Source organism: Mycoplana azooxidifex, assembly GCF_014196765.1.
GTDB classification, from domain to species: Bacteria; Pseudomonadota; Alphaproteobacteria; order Rhizobiales; family Rhizobiaceae; genus Mycoplana; species Mycoplana azooxidifex.
Genome location: NZ_JACIEE010000007.1, coordinates 378,098 through 401,876, shown reverse-complemented (window position 1 = coordinate 401,876; position 23,779 = coordinate 378,098). Strand labels below are relative to the sequence as shown.

Here is a 23,779-nt window from a genome sequence, read left to right as displayed (position 1 = left end):
ACATGATGAACCACCTGACCCGCAGAACCTTGATGAAGGGCCTTGCCGCGACCGGGCTTGCCGGTACGCTCGGAAGCCGGCTTGCGCTCGCCGCCGACGAGCCGCTCGGCATCACCCTCGTGCTCCCCTCGCCGGTCGGCGACGTCGGCTGGGGACACGCGCTTGCAGCCGGTCTTGAGCCGGTCAAGGCTGCCTACGGGGACAAGGTGAAGGTCACCGTCCTGGAAAACATCCAGGAAGGCCCGGATGCGGACCGGATCATGAACAAGACGGTTGCCGACGGAAACAAGTTCCTGATCGCCGGTTCCTTCGGCTACCAGAACGGCGCGCTGCAGATCGCAAGGCGCGATCCGAGCGTGACCGTGCTGCATGCCTCCGGTTTCCAGGTGGCGCCGAATTTCTCGCCCTTCGCCGCCAAGTATTTCCAAGGGACCTACCTGCTCGGCATGGCCGCGGCGGCGCTCTCCAAGACCGGCAAGCTCGGTTCGGTCTCGGCGTTTGCCATTCCGGAGCTGATCACCTCCGTCAACGCGTTCACGCTCGGCGCCCAAGCGGTCAATCCCGATATCGAGGTCTCGGTCGTCTGGGTGAATTCCTGGTTCGATCCGGCCAAGGAACAGGAAGCGGCCAAGGCGCTGATCGCGCAGAAATGCGACGTGATCTTCTCCAACGCGCAGGACACGCCGTCCGTCATCGCGGCCTGCGAGGAAGCCGGCGTCTACGCCTTCAACCTCAATTCTTCGATGAAGAAATACGCTCCGAAGACCTATCTCGGCTGCGTCGCCACGGACTGGTCGCCCTTCTTCAAGGCCTCGGTCGATGCCCATCTCGCCGGCACCTTCAAGGGCGCCAACACCTTCCTCGGCGTGGCCGACAAGGTGGTCGAGGTGGTGGACTGGAACCCGGACATCCCGGCCGACACGATGACCAAAATCAAGGAGCTGGAGGCGAAGATCGCCGACGGCAGCTTCTCGCCGTTCACCGGGCCGATCGCCAAGGCTGACGGCAGCGAAGGGGTTGCCGGCGGCGCTACCCTCACCGACGCCGAGATCGTCGCGATGGACTGGCACGTCAAGGGTGTCGCCTCTCCCCTGCCGAAGTGATCCATGACCGCTCCGCTTCTGTCGCTGCGCGGCATCTCGAAGAGCTATGGTGAGGTCAGGGCCAACCAGGGCGTCGATCTCGACGTGGCGCCGCGCTCTATCCATGCGATCCTTGGCGAGAACGGGGCGGGCAAGTCGACCCTGATGAAGCTCATCTACGGGGTCGAACAGCCGGACGACGGAACCGTCGCCTGGCAGGGCGAGATCCTCAGCCTCGCCTCCCCCGCGGAGGCGAGGCGCAAGGGGATCGGCATGGTCTTCCAGCATTTCTCGCTGTTCGAGACCCTGACCGTCGTCGAGAACATCCAACTGGTCGTGCAGGGGCGCAAGGCGGACCTCATCGACCGTGTGAAGGCGCTCGGTCGCGACTTCGGCCTCGAGGTCGACCCACTCGCCGACGTGCATGCGCTGTCGGTCGGCGAGCGGCAGCGGGTGGAGATCATCCGCTGCCTGATGACCGATCCGAAGCTCCTGATCCTCGACGAGCCGACATCGGTGCTGCCGCCGCAATCCGTGGGCAAGCTCTTCGAGACCTTGCGCCGCCTGCGCGACGGGGGCGTTTCGATCCTGTTCATTTCTCACAAGCTGGATGAGATCCGGGCGATCTGCGACCGGGCGACCATCCTGCGCGCAGGGCGCGTCACAGGGAACGTCGACCCGCGGGAGCACGACGCCCATGACCTCGCCCGCATGATGATCGGCCGCGACATGCCGGAGCCGATGCCGGCGCTGCCGCGGTCCGGCGGCGAGAAGCAGCTCGAGATCGTCGGGCTGGACTACCGGCCCGACGATCCTTTCGCCGTTCCGCTCTCCAACATCAGCCTCACGGTGCGTGCCGGCGAAATCCTCGGTATCGCCGGGATTTCCGGCAACGGCCAAAGCGAGCTTTCAGCGCTGATTTCGGGCGAGACGCGGCTGCCGCGCGAGGCGACCGACCGCATCTTCATGATGGGACAGGACGTGGGCACGTTCGGTGCCGCCGCCCGCCGCAGGCTCGGATTTGCCTTCGTGCCCGAGGACCGGCTCGGGCGCGGAGCCGTCCCCGAGATGTCGCTGGTGCTCAACAGCCTGCTGACGGCGCATCCGCTCGGCCTCAAGCGCCACGGTCTCGTCGACCGGGCCAAGGCCGCGGCGTTCACGAAGGATTGCATCCGCCAGTACGATGTCCGCACGCCCGGGCCGGAGGCGGAAGCCGGTGCCCTTTCCGGCGGAAACCTGCAGAAATTCATCGTCGGTCGCGAGATCATGCTGGCCCCGCGGCTGCTGTTCGTCGCCCAGCCGACCTGGGGCGTCGACATCGGCGCGGCTTCCGCCATCCGCAGGCGGCTCGTGGCGCTGCGCAACGAGGGAATGGCCATCCTCGTCATTTCCGAGGAACTCGAGGAACTCTTCGAGCTCTGCGATTTCATCCAGGTGCTGTATCACGGCACGCTGAGCGATCCGCTCGTCACGCGCGACACGCGACCCGAGGAGATCGGACGATACATGATCGGGGCGCATTCCGCCGCAGCGAAGGCTCTCGCATGACCGCCCCGACAACGGCCTTCCTCCCCACCCTTGTTCGCCGGGAGCGGGCGTCACTCCTGGCGGCCCTCATTGCGCCGCCGGTCGCCCTGGCCGTGGCCACGGCGCTCAACCTCGCTCTCTACGTGCTGATGGGCCGCGACCCGGTCGCCGTCGTCCATGCGATGCTGCTCGAGCCCTTCCTGTCCTGGGCGTCCTTTTCCGAAGTGCTGCTGAAGGCGGGCCCTCTGCTGCTGATCGCGCAGGGGCTGGCGATCGGTTTTCGCGCGAAGGTCTTCAACATCGGCGCCGAGGGGCAGTTCATCCTCGGCGCGATCTTCGCCTCGTCCATTCCCGTCTGGTTCCCGCAGGCGACGGGCCAGTGGATCTGGCCGCTCATGCTGCTCCTCGGCGCCATCGGCGGGGCGCTGTGGGCATCGATCACCGCCTTCTGGCGGGTCAGGCTCAATGCGAGCGAGATTCTCGTCTCGCTGATGCTGAGCCTCGTCGCCACGCAGTTGCTCAACTACCTGCTGCTTGGACCCTGGAAGGATCCGGCCGGCTTCAACTTTCCCCAGTCGGTGATGTTCCAGTACGACGCGATGGTGCCGATGCTGTTTGCCGGGACCCGGGTCAACGTCTCGCTGATCCTGACGATCGTCCTGTCGCTGGCGGCTTGGGTCTTCATGCAGAAGAGCTTCACCGGCTACAAGCTCCAGGTCGGCGGCCTCGCCCCGCGTGCCGCCGGCTATGCGGGCTTCAGCGAGGGGCGGGCGATCTGGCTGTCGCTCCTGATCGGCGGATTTGCCGCCGGACTGGCCGGGGCCGCCGAGGTCGCCGGTCCGCTCGGCCAGTTGCAGCGCTCGATTTCGACGGGCTACGGCTATGCGGCCATCATCGTGGCCTATCTCGGCGGACTGCATCCGCTCGGCATCATCGCGTCCGCCATGGTGATGGCGGTGCTCTACATCGGCGGCGACAACGCCATGGTGTCGGCCAACCTGCCGATCGCGGCCGTCCGCGTCTTCCAGGGCAGCCTCCTGCTCGCCTACCTCGTCGCCGTCGCCTTCGTCCGATACCGTCTCGAATGGCCCCGTGCCGCCCACCGGAGCCCGTCATGAACGCGATCGAGTTCATTCTTGCCGGCATGCTCGCCGCAGCGACGCCGTTCCTTCTGGCCGCCCTCGGCGAGATGGTGGTCGAGCGCGCGGGCGTCCTCAATCTCGGCGTCGAGGGAATGATGGCGCTCGGCGCGGTCATCGCTTTCATCATCGTCTATCACGGCGGCGGCCATGTCCTCGGCTTCGTCGCCGCCGGCCTTGCAAGCGCGATCCTCTCCCTTCTCTTCGCCGTGATCGCGCTCGGATTCCGGGCAAACCAGGTGGCGACAGGCCTCGCCATCGGCATCCTTGGCCAGGGGCTTTCGGCGCTGTTCGGCAAGACCTATGAAAGCCTCACGGTGACGGGACTGCCGAAGCTCGCCGTTCCGGGGCTTTCGGAAATCCCGGTCATAGGCGGTCTGTTCGTCCAGGATGCCGCCGTGTGGCTCACCCTCGCCGCGACACTGGGCATCTGGGCGGTGTTTGCCTACACCAAGGTCGGCCTCGTCATCCGCGCCATCGGCGAGAACCCGAAGGCCGCCCACGCGATCGGCTACCCGGTCATCGCCATCCGCGTCGCCGCCGTCGCCTTCGGCGGGGCGATGGCGGGTTTTGCGGGCGCTTACGCCTCGGTGGTCTACACGCCGCTCTGGGCCGATGGCATGATCGCAGGCCGCGGCTGGATCGCAATTGCGCTCGTCGTCTTCGGCACCTGGCTGACCGGGCGGATCTTTCTGGGGGCGTGCCTCTTCGGGGCTGTGTCGCTGATGGGGCTTGCGGCCCAGGCCACCGCGCTGGACGTGCCGTCGCAGCTTCTGTCGAGCCTGCCCTATATCGTGACCATCGTCGTGCTCGGCATCATTTCGGCAGACCGGCGGCTCTTGAAGCTGAACGGTGTCGCCTCCCTCGGCGAGCCGTTCGAACGCTAGCTAGTCCAAGGTCCGCACGAGTTTGACGAGCCAGTCGACGAAGACGCGCACCTTGTTGCTCAGATGGCGGGTCTGCGGATAGACGACATAGAGTTGGAGCGGTTCGCAGTTCCAGTCCGTCAGGACCGGCACCAGCCGTCCGTCGGCAAGCGCGTCGCGGGCCATGAAGAGAGGCACCTGCGCCACGCCGAACCCCGACAGGATGGCGGTCATGTAGGTGCGGGCGTCATTGGCGGACACGACATAGCGGGGCACGATCTCCTTTGTCTCGCCGTTCCTCTCGAATCCCATCGGCAGGATCCGTCCGGCCTGGGCCTGGAGGTAGGCGACGGCGAAGTGGTGGTCCCGCGTCAGGTCTTCCGGTTCCGATGGGAGACCGTTCCTTTCGACATAGGCGGGGGACGCGCAGGTGATCATCTGCATCTCCGAGACCTTGCGCGCGATCAGCGACTGGTCGCTGGGTGTTCCGGCGCGCAAGGCGCAATCGACGTTCTCGGCGATGTAGTCCACCAGGCGGTCGCCGACGCCGAGGTCGATTTGGATCTGCGGATAGCGCGTGTGAAAATCGCACAGTGCGGGAACGACCAGGAGGTCGGCAAAGGCGCCGGCCATCTCGACGCGCAGGCGGCCGGACGGTTGGGCCTGCGAATTGGAAAGCGAGCCGTCGAGTTCTTCGATTTCCGACAGGATCTGCGTGGCCCGTTCATAGTAGAGCGCACCGTCGGTGGTCACCATGACCCGCCGCGTGGTACGGTTCAGAAGCGTGGTGCGCAGATGCGCCTCCAGACCCTGGATGAGATTGGTGACGGTGGTCTTGGGCATGTCGAGGGCGGTGGCGGCGCGTGAAAAATTGCCTGTTTCCACCACTCGAACGAATACCCGCATCGCCGAAAGCTGGTCCAATTCCGAAGTCCTTTTCGCTGCAATGCACTATTATTCGAAATATGGAACAGTGATGCCCATATTCCGCCCTTATCCAAGGGGGTCGGAATAATAATATAGGATTTAAGTTGAGCAGGCACCCTTCCCTTCCGGAAGCAGGTTGTATGCGAAAGGCCAGAGCCATGAACAGCGAATGGCGGGACATGGAAGTCGACGGTGCGGCGGACCGCTACATGCCGATCCGCATCTACGACAGCGCCACCCGCGCAAAGGCACCACCGCTCGTCTTGTATTTCAGCGGCGGCGCCTTTCTCGACAGAGATAGGAATGGCGAAAGCCCGATTGCAAGGTCGTTTGCCAATTCCGGTGCGGTCGTCGTCGAGGCGGACTATGCCAAGCCCTCGGAGAACGTCTTTCCGAAGGCGCTCGAGTTCGCCTTTTCCGCGCTGCGTTGCCTGAGCGGCAAGCGCAAGCAGTTCGGCAGCCAGCGTTCGCTGCTGCTCGTCGCCGGCGAAGAGGCCGGCGGCAACCTGGCGGCGGGCGTGGCGCTGAAGGCGCGCGACCAGATGCCGGGCGAGATCGACGGCCAGATTCTGCTGTCGCCGCTGATCGACCCGCTGATGGCCACGGCTTCCTTCCGCGAAGCGGACGGGGCCGGGATGCGGGAGCGGTGGACGGAAGGCTGGAACCACTATCTCGGTTCCGGCGGGGGGTATTGTCACCCCTATGCCGCGCCGGGCCATTGTTCGCGTTTGTCAGGAGTGGCTCCCGCACTGATCCTGACGTCCGCGGACGACCCGTTGCGGGACGAAGCGGCCGATTACGCCGCACGCCTGTCGGCCGCCGGCGTGGCGGTGAAGAGTCGCGTGCTCCCGGCCTGCAGGGGCTGGCCGCAGATATACGGTGCGGACCGGACGGAGGGCTGTGCGCCCCCGGACGAACTGCGCAGGGAATTTGAAGACTTTATCGGGGAACTGCAAAACAGGACCTCCTGATTTGAGACAAGAGATCGGTCCTATCTAGGACTTCAAGGAGATAGCCATGTCGTCGAACAAGAGACGCTGGGCCCTGTGGGGCGCCGGCCTGGGAATTTTTGCGTCCGTTTCCGGCGCAGCCTTGCATTTCGATTTCACCCCGGACGCGCACGCGACGTCCGAAGCTGCCGCCCCGGCTCCGGCCGTGCCGGTCACCGTCGTCGCCGTTCAACCGCGCAGCGTCACTACCTGGCAGGAGTTCTCCGGCAGGCTGGAGGCGGTCGACCGGGTGGAGATCCGCTCCCGCGTCGCCGGTGCGATCCAGTCGGCACATTTCCGGGAAGGCGCGCTCGTCAAGGCCGGCGACCTGCTCGTGAAGATCGATCCGGCGCCCTTCGAGGCGTCGGTCGCCCAGGCCGATGGCCTCCTCGCCTCGGCCCGCGCCAAGCTCGACCTCGCTGATACGGAACTCGAGCGTGGCCGCAGGCTGGTCGCGAAGAATACGATTTCCGACAGCGACTTCGCCCAGCGCCAGAGCCTTCGCAGCGAGGCGCTGGCAAACCTGCAGGCAGCCGAGGCAGCCCTCACCACGGCGCGCCTCGATCTCGGCTACACCGAGATCCGCGCGCCGATTTCAGGGCGTGTCGGCAAGCTGGAGATCACCTCCGGTAATCTCGTCGCCGCAGGGCCGACCTCCCCGGCCCTGACCACGCTGGTCTCCTCCGGCCCCATCTATGCGAGCTTCAACGCCAACGAGGAACTGGTGGCGCGCACGCTCGCCGAGCTTCCCGGAACCGAGAACGGGCTTGCCGCAATCGATCAGATCCCAGTGGAGATCGGCACGCTCGGTGACGAGGGCACGCCGCTCGTCGGCAAGCTCCAGCTCATCGACAATGAGGTGGACGCGCAAAGCGGCACCATCCGCGTCCGCGCCGTCTTCGACAATCCCGGCAACCGTCTCATCCCCGGCCAGTTCGTCCGCATCCGCCTGGGCGAACCGAAGGCGGCGGAACGGCTGATGGTCAGCGAACGTGCCGTCGGCACGGACCAGGACAAGAAGTTCGTCTTCGTCGTCGATAGCGGCAACACCGTCACCTACCGCCAGGTCCAGCTCGGCGCGTCGGTGGAGGGCATGCGCATCGTCGAGAAGGGTCTGTCGGCCGGCGATCGGATCATCGTCAACGGATTGCAGCGCGTGCGCGCCGGCGTCGTCGTCGATCCGCAGACGGAAGTCGCAGCAGCCCAGTAGCATTCAGGACCGGCGGGCCGCCCCCGCCGGCTTTTCCGATCTTTCAACTATGCCTGCGGCCGCTGGCCGCAAGCCGGGGACCTCGTGTCTCTTGTCCAGCCCTTTGGAGAGGGTATCGCCATGAATATTTCACGGTTCTTCGTCGACCGTCCGGTCTTTGCCGGTGTGCTGTCGCTGCTGATCGTCATCGCCGGCCTGATCGGCATGCGATCCCTGCCGATTTCTGAATATCCGGAAGTCGTTCCGCCGTCCGTCGTCGTCAGGGCGACCTATCCCGGCGCCAACCCCAAGGTGATCGCCGAGACCGTGGCGACGCCGCTGGAGGAACAGATCAACGGCGTCGAGGACATGCTCTACATGTCGAGCCAGGCGACCGCCGACGGCGTCATGACGCTGACGGTGACTTTCGCCCTCGGCACCGATCCCGACAAGGCACAGCAACTCGTGCAGAACCGCGTCAGCCAGGCCGAGCCGCGGCTTCCGACCGAGGTGCGCGCGCTGGGCATCACCACCGTGAAGAGTTCGCCGGACCTGATGATGGTGATACATCTCAGCTCGCCCGACAATCGCTACGACATCACCTACCTGCGCAACTACGCCGTGCTCAACGTCAAGGACCGGCTGGCCCGCATCGACGGCGTCGGCCAGGTGCAGATCTTCGGCTCCGGCGACTATTCCATGCGGGTGTGGATCGACCCGCAGAAGGCCGCGGAACGCGGGCTTGCGGCAAGCGACGTCGTGGCGGCCATCCGTCAGCAGAACGTCCAGGCCGCCGCGGGCGTGATCGGCGCCTCACCGAGCGTCGACGGGCTGGACCTCCAGCTCTCCGTCAACGCGCAAGGCCGCCTGCAGTCGCCGGAGGAATTCGGCCGCATCATCGTCAAGAGCGGCGAGAACGGCGCGATCACCCGTCTCCAGGACGTCGCGCGCATCGAACTCGGCGCTGCCGACTACTCGCTGCGTTCGCTGCTCGACAACAAGGCCGCCGTGGCGATCCCCGTGTTCCAGGCGCCGGGCTCGAACGCGATCGAGATCTCCGACCAGGTGACGGCGACGATGAACGAGCTGCAGGTCGCGATGCCCGAGGGCGTGCGCTACGACATCGTCTACGACACCACCCAGTTCGTGCGGGCCTCGATCGAAAAGGTCGTCCATACCCTGCTGGAAGCGATCGCGCTCGTCGTCTTCGTCGTGATCCTGTTCCTGCAGACCTGGCGCGCGTCGATCATTCCGCTGCTCGCCGTGCCCGTCTCGATCATCGGCACCTTCGGCGTGATGTACGTCTTCGGCTTCTCCATCAATGCGCTTAGCCTCTTCGGGCTGGTGCTGGCGATCGGCATCGTCGTCGACGATGCGATCGTGGTCGTGGAAAACGTCGAGCGAAACATCGAAAACGGGCTGTCACCGAGGGAGGCGACCTACCGCGCCATGCGCGAAGTGTCCGGCCCGATCATCGCGATCGCGCTCGTGCTCGTCGCCGTGTTCGTGCCGCTTGCCTTCATCACCGGCCTGACCGGCCAGTTCTATCGCCAGTTCGCGCTGACGATCGCGATCTCGACGGTGATCTCGGCGATCAATTCCCTGACGCTGTCGCCGGCGCTTGCGGCGCTGCTCTTGAAGGACCATCACGCGAAGAAAGACTGGTTCACGCGTCTCATGGATCGCACGCTTGGCTGGTTCTTCCGCGGCTTCAACCGAGCGTTCGGCGCGAGTTCCAACGCCTATGGCCGCGGGGTGGGAGCGATTCTGTCGCGCAAGAGCATCGTCATGGTGATCTACCTGGTGCTTCTCGGCGCGACCTACCAGCTGTTCCAGGCCGTACCCGGCGGCTTCGTGCCGGCGCAGGACAAGCAGTACCTGATCGGTTTCGCGCAGTTGCCCGATGGCGCCACCCTCGACAGGACCGAAGACGTGATCAAGCGGATGAGCGAGATCACCCTCGCCCAGCCGGGCGTCGAACATGCCATCGCGTTTCCGGGCCTCTCGATCAACGGCTTCACAAACGGGTCGAATGCGGGGATCGTCTTCGTCGGCCTCGCGCCGTTCGAGGAGCGCACCACGCCGGATCTCTCCGCGGACGCGATCGCCATGCAGCTGAACCAGAAGTTCGGGGCGATCCAGGACGCCTTCATCGCGATGTTCCCGCCGCCGCCCGTCCAGGGCCTCGGCACGACCGGCGGCTTCAAGCTGCAGATCGAGGATAGGGCCGGGCTCGGCTACCAGACGCTGGATGAGGCGACCAAGGCCTTTCTCGCCAAGGCATACCAGACGCCGGAGCTCGCGGGCCTGTTCTCGAGCTTCCAGATCAACGTGCCCCAGCTCTACGCCGACCTCGACCGCGAGAAGGCCGAGCAACTCGGCGTATCGGTGACCGACGTCTTCGACACGCTGCAGATCTACCTCGGTTCGCTCTACGTCAACGACTTCAATGCCTTCGGCCGCACCTACAGCGTGCGCGTCCAGGCCGATGCGAAGTTCCGCGCCCATGCGGAGGACATCGGGGAGTTGAAGGTCCGCTCCCAGTCCGGCGAGATGATCCCGCTCGCCACGCTTTTGAAGGTCGAGGCGACCACGGGGCCGGAGCGCACCACGCGCTACAACGGCTTCCTCGCCGCCGACATCAACGGCGGGCCGGCGCCGGGCTTCTCCTCCGGCCAGGCGCAGGCGGCGATCGAGCGAATCGCCGACGAGACCCTGCCGCCGGGAATCGGTTTCGAGTGGACGGACCTGACCTATCAGCAGATCCTTGCCGGTAACTCGGGCGTGATCGTCTTCCCGCTGGCGTTGCTGCTCGTCTATCTCGTACTGGCGGCCCAGTATGAAAGCCTCACCCTGCCGCTTGCGATCATCCTGATCGTGCCGATGGGCCTTCTGGCGGCGCTGACCGGCGTCTGGCTCACGGGGGGAGACAACAACATCTTCACCCAGATCGGCCTGATCGTGCTTGTCGGGCTATCGGCGAAGAACGCGATCCTGATCGTCGAATTCGCACGGGAACTCGAATTCGAGGGCCGCTCCCCGGTCAAGGCTGCGATCGAGGCGAGCCGGTTGCGGCTGCGGCCGATCCTGATGACGTCGGCGGCCTTCATCATGGGTGTCGTGCCGCTCGTCGTCTCGACCGGGGCGGGTGCGGAGATGCGCGCCGCCATGGGTGTCGCCGTCTTCTCCGGCATGATCGGCGTCACCTTGTTCGGCATCTTCATGACCCCGGTCTTCTACGTGCTCGTCCGCCGCCTGACCGGTGATCGACCCCTGAAGCAGTCCGGCGAGGCGACCCTTCTGGCCGCGCCGGCGGAGTAGGCTAAAACAACCACTGCGATTGCAAGACCTGCGACCCCCGGGATGCCCTCATCCCGGGGTTTTTCCGTTTCCCCCGGACTTTTCCCGGTCGACGATGCCATTCCCGGAAACCAGCCTCAGGCAAGTCAGCGTCTCTACAGCAGGGCATGGCGGAGTGAACCGCCGGTTGTATTGCGCAATTTTTGATTTGAGGGCTTTGCAATTATGACGTCGATCGTTTCCTCCATGAGCGTCAGCCAGATCCGGTCCCTTCCGGCCTCGACCATTGCGTCCTGGACCGAAGAGGATGCGGCTGCCCTGACCACTGCGCAGGCCGGCGCGCTTTCCTCGTCGCAGGTGGCGGCTCTGTCTGCCAAGGCCGTTGCGAGCCTGAGCGATACACAGATGTCGGCCCTTTCGCCGAAGGCGGTGATCGGATTGAACCTGGATCAGCTGGCGGCGATCTCGACAGACAAGATTGCAAGCCTGACGAACTCGCAGGTGGCGGCGCTCACCACGACGCAGATCGTTGGTCTGTCGACGGCCCAGGCGGACGCCCTGACCTCTTCCCAGGTCGCAAGCCTTAGCGCGGCGCAGATTGCAGCGCTCAGCAAGGAGGATCTTGCGACCTTCTCCGCTGCCGATATCGCCGCCATTACGCCTGCGGCGCTGCGCGGGCTGTCTGCCGATGCGCTGGCATCGCTGACCCCTGAACAGGTGGCTGCGATGACGCCGGCGCAGATCGCCGCCTTGAAGGCCGACCAGATCGCGGCCCTGACTCCAGCCCACATCGGCGTCCTCAGCGCGGCCCAGATCGGCGCGTTCACCGCCACCCAGGTCGCGGCCCTGCCGAGCGACAGCCTGGCGGCGTTCAAGCCTGACCAGATCGCGGCGTTGAGCACGAAGGCGGTCGCCGGGCTCACCGTCGGCCAGGTCGCGGCCCTGAGCCTGGAGCAGACGGAGGCGCTGACGCCGACGCAGATCGTCAGCCTCAGCTCGAAGCAGGTCGGCGCGTTGAGCGCCGAGCAACTGGGGACCTTCTCGGCAGCCGACATCAAGGCGATCAGCACGAAGGCCATCGCCGGCCTGGGCGCTGCGAATATCGCCACCCTGAGCCTGGAACAGGTTGCCGCGCTGGCACCGGGCCAGATCGCGTCCATGAGCGCGGGCCAGATGGCCGCGCTGACGCCCGAACAGGTGGGAGCCTTGTCGACAGGGCAGGTATCCGCCATGACCTCGGCGCAACTCGCTGCCCTGCCGATCGGCAGCATCGCGGCGTTTTCCGCCGGGCAGATCGCAGCCCTCAGCGGCAATGCCATTGCCGGCCTCACCCCGGCGCAGGTCTCGTCCCTGAGCCCCGAGCAGACCGAAGCCCTCACAAAGGCGCAGGTGGCGCGGCTCGGCGCCAAGCAGATCGCGGCCTTGACGCCGGAGCAGCTGGCAGCATTCTCGCCCGAAAAGATCGCGTCGATCACGCCCGTCGCGCTTTCGGGACTGTCTGCCGACAATGTCTCTGCCCTGACCGTGGACCAGGTCTCTGCCCTCACGCCGTCCCAGGTCGCGGCGTTGAAGGTCAGCCAGGTTGCGGCCCTGACCACGACGCAGCTGGAGGCGATGACGACGACGCAGTTCCGCACCCTGAGTGCTGCGCAGGTGGCCGGCCTGCCGGCCGACAGGATCGCCGCCCTTTCCGCAGACCAGTTGGCCGCACTGAGCCCCAAGGCGGTCGCCGGCCTGACGCCGACGCAGATTGCCGCCCTGACGCCTGCGCAGGTGGGATCGCTTTCGACGCAACAGGTGGCCTACCTCAGTTCCAAGCAGATTGCAGCGCTCGTCCCGGAACAGCTCGAAAGCCTGTCGCCCACCCAGATTGCGGCGATCGGTGCCGCCGCATTGTCGGGCCTGGCGCCCGAGGATGTCGCCGCCCTGACCCCGGAACAGGTCTCCGCGCTGACGCCCGGCCAGATCGCGGCCTTGAAGACCAACCAGATCGCCGCGCTGTCTTCGGCACAGGTGGAACGCTTGTCGCCGGCGCAGATCGGCGCGTTGAGCGCGGCTCAGGTCGCGGCCCTGCCTGCCGACAGGGTCGCCGCACTTTCCGAGCAGCAGATTTCGGCGCTCACGACGCGGGCGATCGCCGGCCTGACCGCGGGCCAGGTCGCAGCCCTCTCCCCCAACCAGATCGATGCCTTGTCGACGGCCCAGATCGGCGCGCTCACCTCCACTCAGCTGGCGGCGCTGAGCGCTGAGGCTCTGGCGACCTTCTCGCCCCAGGAAATCGCTGCGATCAGTCCGAAGGCCCTGCCCGGCCTGAGCCCCGCAAACGTCGCCCTGCTGACGGCGGACCAGGTTTCCGCGCTATCGGCGGTCCAGATCGCGTCCTTGAAGCCCACCCAGGTCGCCGCACTTTCGCCGAGCCAGGTGGCGGCCCTGAAGCCCGCCCAGGTCGGTGCCCTGACCGCAGCGCAGGTCGCGGCCCTCGGCATCGAGGATATCCAGGCGCTCTCCCCGGAGCAGATTTCCGCCCTGACCACGAAGGCGATCGCCGGCCTCACCGCCGCCCAGATCGCGGCCCTGTCGCCGGTACAGGCGGAAGCCCTGACCGCCACGCAGGTGGGTGGCCTGAGCGCAGCTCAGGTGGCCGCGCTCGAGGCAGAGGATCTGGCCACGTTCTCGCCGGCGGACATTGCCGCCATCAACGCCAAGGCGATCCCGAGCCTGTCGGCCGCCAACATCGCCCTGCTGAGTGCCGAGCAGGTCGCCGCGCTGACGCCGGCGCAGATCACGGCTTTGAAACCGGCGCAGGTCGCAGCGTTCTCCCCGACGCAGGTCGAGGCGCTCACGGTGGGCCAGGTTCGAGCTCTCAGTGCCACCCAGGTGGCTGCACTGGGCATCGATAGAATCCAGGCGCTTTCCGCCGAGCAGATCGCCGCATTGAACGTCAAGGCGGTCGGCGGCTTCACGGCCGCCCAGATCGCTGCCCTGAGCCCGGCGCAGGCAGAGGCCCTCTCGGCGGCCCAGATCGGCGGGCTCACCGCGGCGCAGGTCGCAGCCCTGGAGGCGGAGGACCTTGCGACCTTCACGCCAGAGGAAATCGCGGCCATACCCGCGAGCGCGATATCCGGCCTGACCGCCGAGAACATCGCGGCACTCAGCCTCGACCAGGTCGCGTCGCTGACCCCGAACCAGATTGCCGCCCTGAAGCCCGCCCAGGTCGGGGCCCTGACCCTGGCGCAGGTGCAGGTGCTGTCGCCGGGACAGGTCGCGGCGCTGAGCGCCACGCAGGTTGCCGCCCTGCCGCCCGAGAACGTCGCGGCCCTTTCCATCGACCAGATCGCCGCCCTGAGCGCCAAGGCGATCCCGGGACTGTCGGCAAGCCAGATCGCAAGCCTGGCCCCCAGCCAGATCGATGCATTCTCGGCCGCGCAGATCGCGGCCCTGACCGCGACCCAGATCGGAGCGCTGACGCCCGAGCAGCTGGCGACGTTCTCGCCCGACGATATCCCGGCGATCGGCACGGGCGCGATCCCGGGGTTGTCGAACGAAAATCTCGCTGGCCTCCCGATCGAGCAGGTGAAGGCGTTGACGGTGGCCCAGATCGCCGCACTCAAGCCGAGCCAGATCGCGTCCCTGACCGCGGCGCAACTGGCTGCCCTTTCCACGGCCCAGATCGGCGCCCTCAGCGCGGCACAGCTTGCCGCACTGTCGCCGGACCGGATTGCCGAGCTCTCCACCGACCAGATCGCCGCCCTGAACCCGAAGGCGGTCGCAGGGCTGACCGCAGAGCAGGTCACCGCGCTGACGCCGACGCAGGTGGATGCGCTGTCGGCCACGCAGATCGCAGCGCTCACGGCCACGCAGATCGCAGCACTCAGCGCCGAGGATCTGGCGACGTTTTCGGCCGCCGACCTGGCGGCCATCAGTCCGGCCGGCATTGCGGGGCTTTCGGCCGGGCAGCTTGGTTCACTGAGTTCCGAACAGATCGCCGGCCTGACGGCTGCCCAGATTGCGGGCCTGAAGCCCGAGCAGATCGCGGCCCTTTCGCCGGAGCAGGTCGGAGCCCTGACGACGACGCAGGTGCGCGCGCTCAGTGCAACGCAGGTCGCGGCCCTGACGAGCGCAGGCATCGCCGCCCTTTCGACCGACCAGATCGCGGCCCTCGATACGAAGGCCATTCCCGGCCTGACCCCGTCGCAGATCGGAACGCTGACCCCGTCGCAGATCGACGCGCTCACCACCAGCCAGATCGGCGCCCTGACCTCGACGCAGGTCGCAGCACTCGGCCCGGATGATCTCGCGACATTCTCCCCGGGCGACATCGCGGCCATCACTGCGGCTGCGATCACGGGGCTGTCGACCGAGAACATCGCGGCCCTTGATCACGAGCAGCTGACGGCCCTGACGCCGGGGCAGATCTCGAACCTGACATACTATCAGCTGAAGGCCTTGAGCGCCGACCAGATCAGCTCGCTGACCCCGGGGCAGATCGGCGCGCTGAACGCCTTGCAGGTGGCAGCGCTCGGGACCGACAAGATCCCCGCGCTCTCCACCGAACAGATCGCCGCCCTGACGCCGAAGGCGGTCGCCGGCCTGACGACGGCGCAGATCGCGGCCCTGAGCACGGCCCAGGCCGAAGCCCTGACGCCCGCCCAGGTCGCTGGCCTCACTGCGGAGCAACTGGCCGCACTCAGCTCCGACAACCTGAGAACGTTCTCGACCGAGGATATCGCATCGATGAGCACGAGCGCGATATCGGGCCTGTCGGTGCTGAACATCAAGAGCCTGAGGCGTGAACAGCTGGAGGCGATCACGACCACGCAGGTCGAAGCGTTGAGCTCGCAGCAGATCGCGGCCATCATCGCGGCCTACGAGGCCTTCTGAGGACCTGCGACCGGCACGCGCATGCGGACGGGTTCGCCAAGACGGCCGCCGGGTTGGATCCCGGCGGGCGTTAGGATCTCTACGGGAGGAACCTCGGGGAGGCTGCCTGGGTCCTGACCTACTGCTCCCTCAGCCAGTCCTGCAGTTCCGCTTCGGCACGCTCGAGCGCGCTGTAGTTCAGCAGCTTCCTCAGGAACGCGACGGTGACGGCGCGCGCCCGCAGGTTGAAACGGCTGTCGTCCGGATCGGCGGCGGTGGTCTGGTAGACCTCCAGCTTGTCGTAGAGATGCTGCAACCGGTTCTGCACGCTGCGCAGCGACAGGTTCCGCCGCCGCGCGATCGCCCGATCGGTCAGGCCCAGCGCGATGTCGACGAGCACCTCGTACTCGGAATCGGTGAAGCTGCGGGCATGGCTGAGGCTTTTCTGCTGAAGACCGCGCACCTCCCGATCGATCACGCACTGGCTTTCGATGAAGATCGAGCGCAGTGCCAGTTTCAGCCGTTCGTCGGATGCCGACTTCAGCACGTATCCGTAGGCCGCGCCGTCCGGGACGATGCGGGAGACGCCGCGCACGTAGGCTTCGTCGGAATAGTTGGACCAGAACAGGATGCGTGTCTCGGGCCGCTCCTTCCAGATGGCGCGGGCGGCCTCGATGCCGTTGCGGCTCGCCATCTGCAGGTCCATGACGATGTGGGCGGAGCGGTGATCGCGGGCGAGCCTCTCGCCGGCGATGCCGTTCTCGGCCTCGATCACCGTGCCGCATTCAGGAAGGGCCGAACTGACCGCCTCGTGCAGATATGAGCGGTGCAGCGGGTCGTCCTCTACGATCAGAACCTTCATTGCGCGTCCTTCATCGATGCTTCGTCGTCCATGCCAGGCCGGCAGAGCGGCAGTTGTACCGCAACCGTCGTGCCGCGATTGCTACGTCCGGGGCCAAGCGCGAACTTCGCCGATATGAGCCGTGCCCGCGTCTTCATGTTGTCGATGCCGCCGCCGATGCGTCCGCGCCTGTCGGCAACGCCGCAGCCGTCGTCCGAGGTCTCGATCTCGACCTGGCCGTTGGCGACCCTGAGCCGCACGGTGATCGACAGCGGCTGGGCGTGGCGAACGGCATTGTTGATTGCCTCCTGGGTGATGCGGAAGAGCGCGACGCTGACCGTGGGCTCCAGGCCGTCGAGCGCGCCTGCGGTGTCGTCGACAAGCGCCCACTCGATCGGCGTGCCGCTGTCGCGGACCGACCGGTCGAGATGGTTCTCCAGCGCCTGGGCGAGGCCGAAGAGCTGCAGGACCGAAGGTTTTGCCTCCTCGATGATCTGCCTCAGGTCCTGCATGCAGTGCTGCAGGCCCCGCGAGACCGGTTCGAGCGCCGCCCCGGTCAGATCGCCCGACTTCGCCAGCCGGTCGATCCGGCGCGACAGCCGGGTGAGGTCGGCCAGCGTCTGGTCGTGGAGGTCCATGCCGATGCGCTGGCGCTCCTGTTCCAGCGCCTCGGTCAGCTTCAGCGCGCCCTGGCGCAGCCCCTCCTCCCGCGCCCGCGACTCGGCCTCGACGATCGCCGACTGCTGCGCCTGCTCGGCCGCGCGCAGGGCGAAGAAATAGGGCGCCAGGAGGTCGGCGATGGTACAGGCCCTGTCGACGTCCTCCATCGTGTAGATGGCCGGCTTCTGCGACGAGCAACTAAGTGCTGCGATGATGGTGCCCTGTACTTTCAGCGGCACGTGCAGCCGGCTGCGCAGGGTCTGATCGACGATCGGCCGCTTGAAGGCGCCCTCGAAATGAAAGCGCGGATCGGCCATGGCATCGTCCGTCAGCATGTAGTCAACCTCGCCCCGTAGCAGCGAACGGATCGGGCTATTGGCGACGGGTGCGGAAGCGACATCGCCCCAGGCGGTGTCCATGCCCGTCTCGTAGGCCGTGTGGTAGTTGCCGTCCACCATCAGCATGCAGACGTCGAGGTGGTCGTGCGGGATGATATGCGCCACTTCGGCGGCAACCGCCCGGATGGCCGAACGGAAATCGAGCTGGCCGGCAAGCAGCCGGGAAATACCGAGATAGTGATCGACCAGTGCGGCCGGCGCCATGTGCAGCATGTCGGCAATTCCTCCCGCCGTCGCCCGGACCCCGAACCAGGTTCTGGACCTTGCGCTCCTCAACGCCGCGACCGCATCCCCAGTAAGCGCCAAAGGGCCGCGCGCGTCCTGCATGAAACCGCAACTTGTCGCGCAATACCCGCAAACAACTTGCCGCATGCCGCCTATACAGATCGCCCGTTCTCCCGCATCCTGCCCATACTGAGAGGAGGAAGCTCAGTGCAAGAACAATTTTCATCGGCTTGCGGATTGGACGCAGGCGATGAAGCGATCCGGTCGAAGGACGGATCCTGAGGGAGGATGACATGACAATTCGCAAGATGCTGCTGGCATCGGTTGCCGTCGCGTGCGCCGCCATGCCCATGACCGCGTTCGCCGACACGTCCGGAAAGAAGATCGCGCTCTCCAACAACTATGCCGGAAACTCCTGGCGCCAGGCCATGCTGACGAGCTGGGACAAGGTGACCGGCGAGGCCGTGAAGACCGGCGTCGTGGCGGCAGCCGATCCATTCACCACCGCCGAGAACCAGGCGACCGAGCAGGCCGCGCAGATCCAGAACATGATCCTGCAGGGCTACGACGCGATCGTGCTCAACGCCGCCTCGCCGACGGCGCTGAATGGCGCCATCAAGGAAGCCTGCGATGCGGGCATCACCGTCGTTTCGTTCGACGGCATCGTGACCGAGCCCTGTGCATGGCGCATCGCCGTCGACTTCAAGGAAATGGGCCGCAGCCAGGTCGAATACCTTTCCAAGAAGGTGCCCGAGGGCGGCAACCTGCTGGAGATCCGCGGTCTTGCCGGCGTCTTCGTCGATGACGAGATCTCCGCGGGCATCCATGAGGGCGTGAAGCAGTTCCCGCAGTTCAAGGTCGCGGGTTCGGTGCATGGCGACTGGGCGCAGGACGTAGCGCAGAAGGCCGTGGCCGGCATCCTGCCGAGCCTGCCGGAGGTCGTCGGCGTGGTCACCCAGGGCGGCGACGGCTACGGCGCGGCACAGGCGATCGCGGCGGCCAAACGGCCGATGCCGGTGATCGTCATGGGCAACCGCGAGGACGAGCTGAAATGGTGGAAGGAACAGAAGGACGCCAACGGCTATGAGACCATGTCGGTCTCGATCGCGCCCGGCGTTTCCACGCTCGCCTTCTGGGTCGCCCAGCAGATCCTCGACGGCAAGGAAGTGAAGAAGGACCTCGTGGTGCCGTTCCTGCGCATCGACCAGGACAACCTCGAGCAGAACCTCGCCAACACCCAGGCCGGCGGCGTCGCGAACGTGGAATACTCGCAGGAAGACGCGCTCAAGGTCATCGAGGCAGCCAAGTAAGGACCTCCCAAGCTGGCCGCGCGGTTCCATCACACCGCGCGGCCGATTTTCCTGCAGCAGAAGACGGCAGCAATGACGGGTGACAGACGCAAGGCGGTGATCGAGGTCGATGGCGCCAAGGTGAGCTTCGGCGCGGTCAAGGCGCTGGACGGCGTGACGCTTTCGATCATGCCCGGCGAATGCGTTGGCCTCGTCGGCCACAATGGTGCGGGTAAATCCACCATCGTCAGCGTCATCAACGGCGGACTGACGCCGCACCAGGGCACTGTCTCCGGCGACGGCGAAGTCGTTGCGAACTACGGCATCAATGCCGCCCGGACACGCGGCGTGCGCTGCGTCTTCCAGGAACTCTCGCTCTGCCCCAATCTCTCGATCATCGAGAACACGCGCATCATGCACCGCACGCTCGGCGGCTTCGGCTGGCGCAAGCGTGCAAGGCAGATCATCGAAAAAAGCCTGGATACGGTCTTTCCGAACCACGGCATCGCCAGCGACAAGACCGTCGGCGACCTGTCAATCGCCGAGCGACAGATGGTGGAGATCGCCATGGCCTTCTCCGACGCCGGCATTGCCCCGAGGCTGGTGATCCTGGACGAACCGACATCCTCGCTCGACGCCAGCCTCGCCGAGCAGATGCTGGACCATGTCCGCCGTTTCGTTGCGGGCGGAGGCGCGGTCGTCTTCATCTCGCATATCCTGCATGAGGTTCTCACGACGGCGAGCCGCATCGTCGTGATGAAGGACGGCCGCATCGTTGCCGAGCGTCCCGCCGCAGCGTTCAGCGAGCACAGCCTCGTCGAGGCCATGGGCAGCGTGGTCAAGGGCGACGCCCATCGCCGCAGGTCCCGTGATCTCGCCGACGCGCCGCTCGCCCTCGAGCAGAGCGGGCGCGGCATGCCCTTCCGGGCGAGCCGTGGGGAGATCGTCGGGCTTGCGGGGCTTGCGGGCCACGGCCAGACGGGAATGCTGATGGCGCTGCATGCGGCCAACAGCGGCGACTGGCTGCCCCGTCGCGATCCGCTGGTGACGTTCGTGGCCGGCGACCGCAGGCTGAACGGCGTGTTCGAACTCTGGAGCATCCTGAAGAACCTGTCGATCGCCTCGCTCGACGGCGTCGCCTCGCGGGGCGTTCTGGACGCAGGCGCTGAAGCCGGGCGCGGGGCGGAATGGAAGCGGCGTATCGAGATCCGGACGCAGGACATGGAAAACCGCATCCTGTCGCTGTCGGGCGGCAACCAGCAGAAGGTGCTGTTCGCCCGGGCGCTTTCGACGCGCGCCCCGGTCGTGCTGATGGACGACCCGATGCGCGGCGTCGACGTCGGCACGAAGCAGGAGGTCTACGAGATCGTGCGACAGGAGGCGGAAGCCGGTCGTACCTTCGTCTGGTATTCGACGGAAATGGAGGAGGTCTGCCTCTGCGACCGCGTCTATGTCTTCCGGGAGGGCGCGGTCGTCGCCGAACTGACGGGCGAGGCCATCACCGAGGGCAACATCCTCGCAGCCTCCTTCGCGGGGACCGCCGCATGAACCGCAGGATATCCGCCGATGCGCTCCGGCTGGCGATCCCGGCCCTGTCACTCACGGTCCTGCTTGCCGCCGTGTTCTGGCTGCAGCCGCGGGCGATGAGCTATGTCGGGCTCAACCTGCTCTTCAACCTTGCCGTCCCGATCGCGCTCGCCACGATCGCGCAGATGCTGATCATGTCGGTCAACGACCTCGACCTGTCGATGGGGACCTTCGTCAGCTTCGTCGCCTGCGTGACCGCGACGTTCCTGCGCGATGCGCCGCTTGTCGGGGTGCTGATCCTGGCCGGCGCGGTGGCGGTGTATTCCGTGCTGGGCGTGGTGATCTACCTGCGCAACCTGCCCTCGATCGTCGTGACGCTCGGCATGAGCTTCGTCTGGGCCGGTCTTGCCGTGCTCCTCCTGCCGTCCCCCGGCGGGCAGGCGCCGGACTGGGCGCGCGCGCTGATGACGGTGAAGCCGCCGCTGGTGCCGATGGCGATCGTCGCGAGCATCGCCATCGCGATCGTCGCCCATCTCGTCGTCATGCGCTCCTCGCTCGGCGTGCTGATCCGCGGCGTCGGCGGCAACCAGCGCTCGGTCGAGCGGGCCGGCTGGTCGGTGGTCGCCACGCGGGCCGCGGCCTACGGCCTGGCAGGCATCTTCGCCGTCCTTGCCGGCATCGCGCTCGTCGGCCTCACCACGTCCGCGGACGCCAATATCGCGCTTCGCTACACGCTGCTTTCAATCGCCGGCGTGATCCTCGGCGGCGGCGAGTTCATCGGCGGCCGGGTGTCCCCGGTCGGCGCGGTGATCGGCGCCCTCACCCTGACGCTGGCCGGTTCGTTCCTGTCGTTCCTGCGGATCTCGCCCGACTGGCAGATCGGCGCGCAGGGCGCGATCCTGATCGTCGTGCTTGCGCTTCGCCTGCTTCTCAGGCGCGTCGAAATCCGGGAGAAAGGGCGATGACAGCAATCGCGCGGCTTTCGCGGAAACCCTGGATCTGGTCGTGGTTCGCGGCCTTCGTCGTCTGGTTCGCGACCATCCTCGTCACGGGTGGCGCGAGCACGTTCGGCCTCTCGCAGGCAGCGCTTACCTTCGCGGCCTTCTCGATCATCGTCGGCATCGGCCAGATGTTCGTCATCACACTCGGCCCCGGCAACATCGACCTCTCCGTCCCCGCCACGATGACGCTGGCCGGCACGGTGGCGCTGAAGCTCATGGACGTCGACAACGCCATGATCGTTCCGGGCCTGCTGGTCGCCGTTGTGATCGGGATCGCAGTCGGGATCGGCAACTACGCCCTCATCAAGGCGCTGCGTATCCCACCGATCATCGCCACGCTGTCGATGAGCTTCATCATCCAGTCGACGGCGATCTGGACCAACCGCGGGCTTCGTATCAAGCCGCCGAGCTTTCTTGCCGACTTCACGACCTCCAGCACGCTCGGCATTCCGAACGTCGCCATCATCGCGCTGGTCATCTCGCTTCTCGCCTGGTTCCTTCTGGAGAAGACGATCTACGGCCGCTGGATCTCGGCGATCGGGCAGAGCATGCCGGCCGCCCGTATGGCCGGGATCCCGGTCGACGGCACCCGCTTTGCGACCTACGTCTTCTGCGCCGTCCTCGCCTCGCTTGCCGGCTACCTGCTCGCCTGCTTCTCCGGCGGAGCGGCGCTGAACATGGGATCGGAATACCTGCTGATGTCGATCGCCGTCGTGGTCATCGGCGGCACCGCGGTCGCAGGCGGCGATTCCAACGTACCGGGCATATGGGGCGCCTCGCTCTTCATGTTCCTGGTCGTGTCCATGCTCAACACCTACGGTCTCGGCGCGGGCATCCGCCTCGTCATGACCGGCCTCATCATCATCAGCGTCATCCTGCTCGCCGGCGGCCGCCAGCCGGGCACGCGCTAGTTCCAGGACGAACCGACCATGGCCCGAGACAGCCTCTACGAAATCCACGATTCGCGCTTCGTCCACCTGATCGTGTCAAGCGCCCGCCTGGAGGAGCTCTATTCCGGCTGCCGCTGGGCGGAAGGGCCCGTCTGGTTCAACGATGCAAACCAGCTCCTCTGGAGCGACATCCCCAACCAGCGCATGCTGCGCTGGACGCCGGAGGGCGGCGTGTCCGTCTTTCGCCAGCCGTCGAATTTCGCCAACGGCCACACGCGCGACCGGCAAGGCCGGCTCGTTTCCTGCGAACACGGAGCGCGCCGGGTGACGCGCACCGAGGTGGACGGTTCGATCACGGTGCTGGCCGACAGCCATCAGGGCAGGAAGCTCAACGCGCCGAACGACGTCGTGGTGCGCTCGGACGGCACCGTCTGGTTCACCGACCCGACCTACGGGATCCTCTCCGACTACGAGGGCTACAAGTCGCAGCCCGAACAGGCGACGCGCAACGTCTACCGACTGGACCCGGCTACCGGCGGGCTCGATGCCGTCGTCACCGACTTCAACCAGCCGAACGGCCTTGCCTTCTCGCCGGACGAGAAAACCCTCTACGTGGCGGACTCCGGCGCAAGCCACGACGACGTCCTTCCGCGCCATATCCGCGCCTTCGATGTCGTCGACGGGCGGCGGCTCGCCAACGGCCGCGTCTTTGCCGTGATCGACAAGGGCATACCGGACGGCATCCGGATCGACACTGCCGGCAATCTCTGGTCCAGCGCGGGCGACGGAGTGCATTGCTTCGCCCCCGACGGAACCCGCCTCGGCAAGATCCTGGTGCCGCAGACCGTGGCAAACCTCACCTTCGGCGGACCGAGGCGGAACCGCCTCTTCATCGCGGCGACCAATTCGCTCTACTCGATCTACGTCACCGCGACCGGGGCCTAGGTGCTGTAAGGCCGCTGCCGTTCACATCGAAAGCCAAGGTCACTTGACCTGAAATGCCCGGATACGGTCTACTGTAGACCGCAGTTGCGGCGTCTCGGCGGGTGCCGGCGGTTTGGCTCGGGGA

At 66.4% G+C, this 23,779-nt stretch carries 16 protein-coding genes; 13 read left to right on the top strand and 3 right to left on the bottom strand.

The features are described from left to right. Positions 1–5: 5 nt before the first annotated feature. The 4 genes from GGQ64_RS18525 to GGQ64_RS18510 are packed head-to-tail and all read left to right on the top strand — an operon-like array spanning position 6 to position 4,635. Positions 6–1,103: a BMP family ABC transporter substrate-binding protein gene (locus tag GGQ64_RS18525; protein WP_183806781.1), complete on the top strand. Its 1,098-nt coding sequence runs from the start codon at positions 6–8 to the stop codon at positions 1,101–1,103. Positions 1,104–1,106: 3 nt separating this feature from the next. Further along, positions 1,107–2,630 carry an ABC transporter ATP-binding protein gene (locus tag GGQ64_RS18520; RefSeq protein ID WP_183806780.1) on the top strand — a complete coding sequence of 508 codons (1,524 nt, stop codon included), beginning with the start codon at positions 1,107–1,109 and terminating at the stop codon, positions 2,628–2,630. Continuing rightward, positions 2,627–3,727: an ABC transporter permease gene (locus GGQ64_RS18515; RefSeq protein WP_183806779.1), complete on the top strand. Its 1,101-nt coding sequence runs from the start codon at positions 2,627–2,629 to the stop codon at positions 3,725–3,727. Before GGQ64_RS18520 ends, GGQ64_RS18515 begins: the two co-directional genes overlap by 4 nt. Then, positions 3,724–4,635, top strand: coding sequence for an ABC transporter permease (locus tag GGQ64_RS18510; protein WP_183806778.1), 912 nt, complete (start codon positions 3,724–3,726; stop codon positions 4,633–4,635). Before GGQ64_RS18515 ends, GGQ64_RS18510 begins: the two co-directional genes overlap by 4 nt. Here the strand turns inward: GGQ64_RS18510 and GGQ64_RS18505 are convergent, their stop codons facing one another. Continuing rightward, positions 4,636–5,538: a LysR family transcriptional regulator gene (locus GGQ64_RS18505; RefSeq protein WP_183806777.1), complete on the bottom strand. Its 903-nt coding sequence runs from the start codon at positions 5,536–5,538 to the stop codon at positions 4,636–4,638. A gap of 161 nt (positions 5,539–5,699) precedes the next feature. Between GGQ64_RS18505 and GGQ64_RS18500 the strand changes: the two genes are divergently transcribed. From GGQ64_RS18500 to GGQ64_RS18485, 4 genes are all read left to right on the top strand, one after another. Next, positions 5,700–6,512 (top strand): alpha/beta hydrolase fold domain-containing protein, encoded by an 813-nt coding sequence (locus GGQ64_RS18500; RefSeq protein ID WP_183806776.1) that lies wholly within the window; start codon positions 5,700–5,702, stop codon positions 6,510–6,512. Between the two features lie 46 nt (positions 6,513–6,558). Further along, complete coding sequence (locus GGQ64_RS18495; protein WP_183806775.1) at positions 6,559–7,740, top strand: efflux RND transporter periplasmic adaptor subunit; 1,182 nt, start codon at positions 6,559–6,561, stop codon at positions 7,738–7,740. Between the two features lie 120 nt (positions 7,741–7,860). Continuing rightward, a complete protein-coding gene (locus GGQ64_RS18490) occupies positions 7,861–11,040 on the top strand; it encodes an efflux RND transporter permease subunit (protein ID WP_183806774.1) in 3,180 nt (1,059 codons plus the stop codon). Positions 11,041–11,244: 204 nt separating this feature from the next. Then, entirely contained in the window at positions 11,245–15,900 is a 4,656-nt protein-coding gene (locus tag GGQ64_RS18485; RefSeq protein ID WP_183806773.1) for a hypothetical protein, read from the top strand. Positions 15,901–16,018: 118 nt separating this feature from the next. Here GGQ64_RS18485 and GGQ64_RS18480 read toward each other — a convergent pair whose 3' ends face one another. Both GGQ64_RS18480 and GGQ64_RS18475 read right to left on the bottom strand, forming a co-directional pair. Beyond that, entirely contained in the window at positions 16,019–16,741 is a 723-nt protein-coding gene (locus tag GGQ64_RS18480) for a response regulator transcription factor (protein WP_183806772.1), read from the bottom strand. Further along, positions 16,738–17,991: a GAF domain-containing sensor histidine kinase gene (locus GGQ64_RS18475; RefSeq protein WP_183806771.1), complete on the bottom strand. Its 1,254-nt coding sequence runs from the start codon at positions 17,989–17,991 to the stop codon at positions 16,738–16,740. Before GGQ64_RS18475 ends, GGQ64_RS18480 begins: the two co-directional genes overlap by 4 nt. A gap of 305 nt (positions 17,992–18,296) precedes the next feature. Between GGQ64_RS18475 and GGQ64_RS18470 the strand changes: the two genes are divergently transcribed. The 5 genes from GGQ64_RS18470 (at position 18,297) to GGQ64_RS18450 (ending at position 23,655) form a co-directional block, all read left to right on the top strand. Beyond that, positions 18,297–19,313: an ABC transporter substrate-binding protein gene (locus GGQ64_RS18470; RefSeq protein WP_183806770.1), complete on the top strand. Its 1,017-nt coding sequence runs from the start codon at positions 18,297–18,299 to the stop codon at positions 19,311–19,313. A gap of 72 nt (positions 19,314–19,385) precedes the next feature. Continuing rightward, positions 19,386–20,840, top strand: coding sequence for a sugar ABC transporter ATP-binding protein (locus tag GGQ64_RS18465; RefSeq protein WP_183806769.1), 1,455 nt, complete (start codon positions 19,386–19,388; stop codon positions 20,838–20,840). Further along, a complete protein-coding gene (locus GGQ64_RS18460) occupies positions 20,837–21,784 on the top strand; it encodes an ABC transporter permease (RefSeq protein WP_183806768.1) in 948 nt (315 codons plus the stop codon). Before GGQ64_RS18465 ends, GGQ64_RS18460 begins: the two co-directional genes overlap by 4 nt. Further along, positions 21,781–22,731 carry an ABC transporter permease gene (locus tag GGQ64_RS18455; RefSeq protein ID WP_183806767.1) on the top strand — a complete coding sequence of 317 codons (951 nt, stop codon included), beginning with the start codon at positions 21,781–21,783 and terminating at the stop codon, positions 22,729–22,731. The genes GGQ64_RS18460 and GGQ64_RS18455 overlap by 4 nt, the downstream gene beginning before the upstream one ends. A gap of 18 nt (positions 22,732–22,749) precedes the next feature. After that, entirely contained in the window at positions 22,750–23,655 is a 906-nt protein-coding gene (locus GGQ64_RS18450; RefSeq protein WP_183806766.1) for an SMP-30/gluconolactonase/LRE family protein, read from the top strand. Positions 23,656–23,779: the final 124 nt, after the last annotated feature.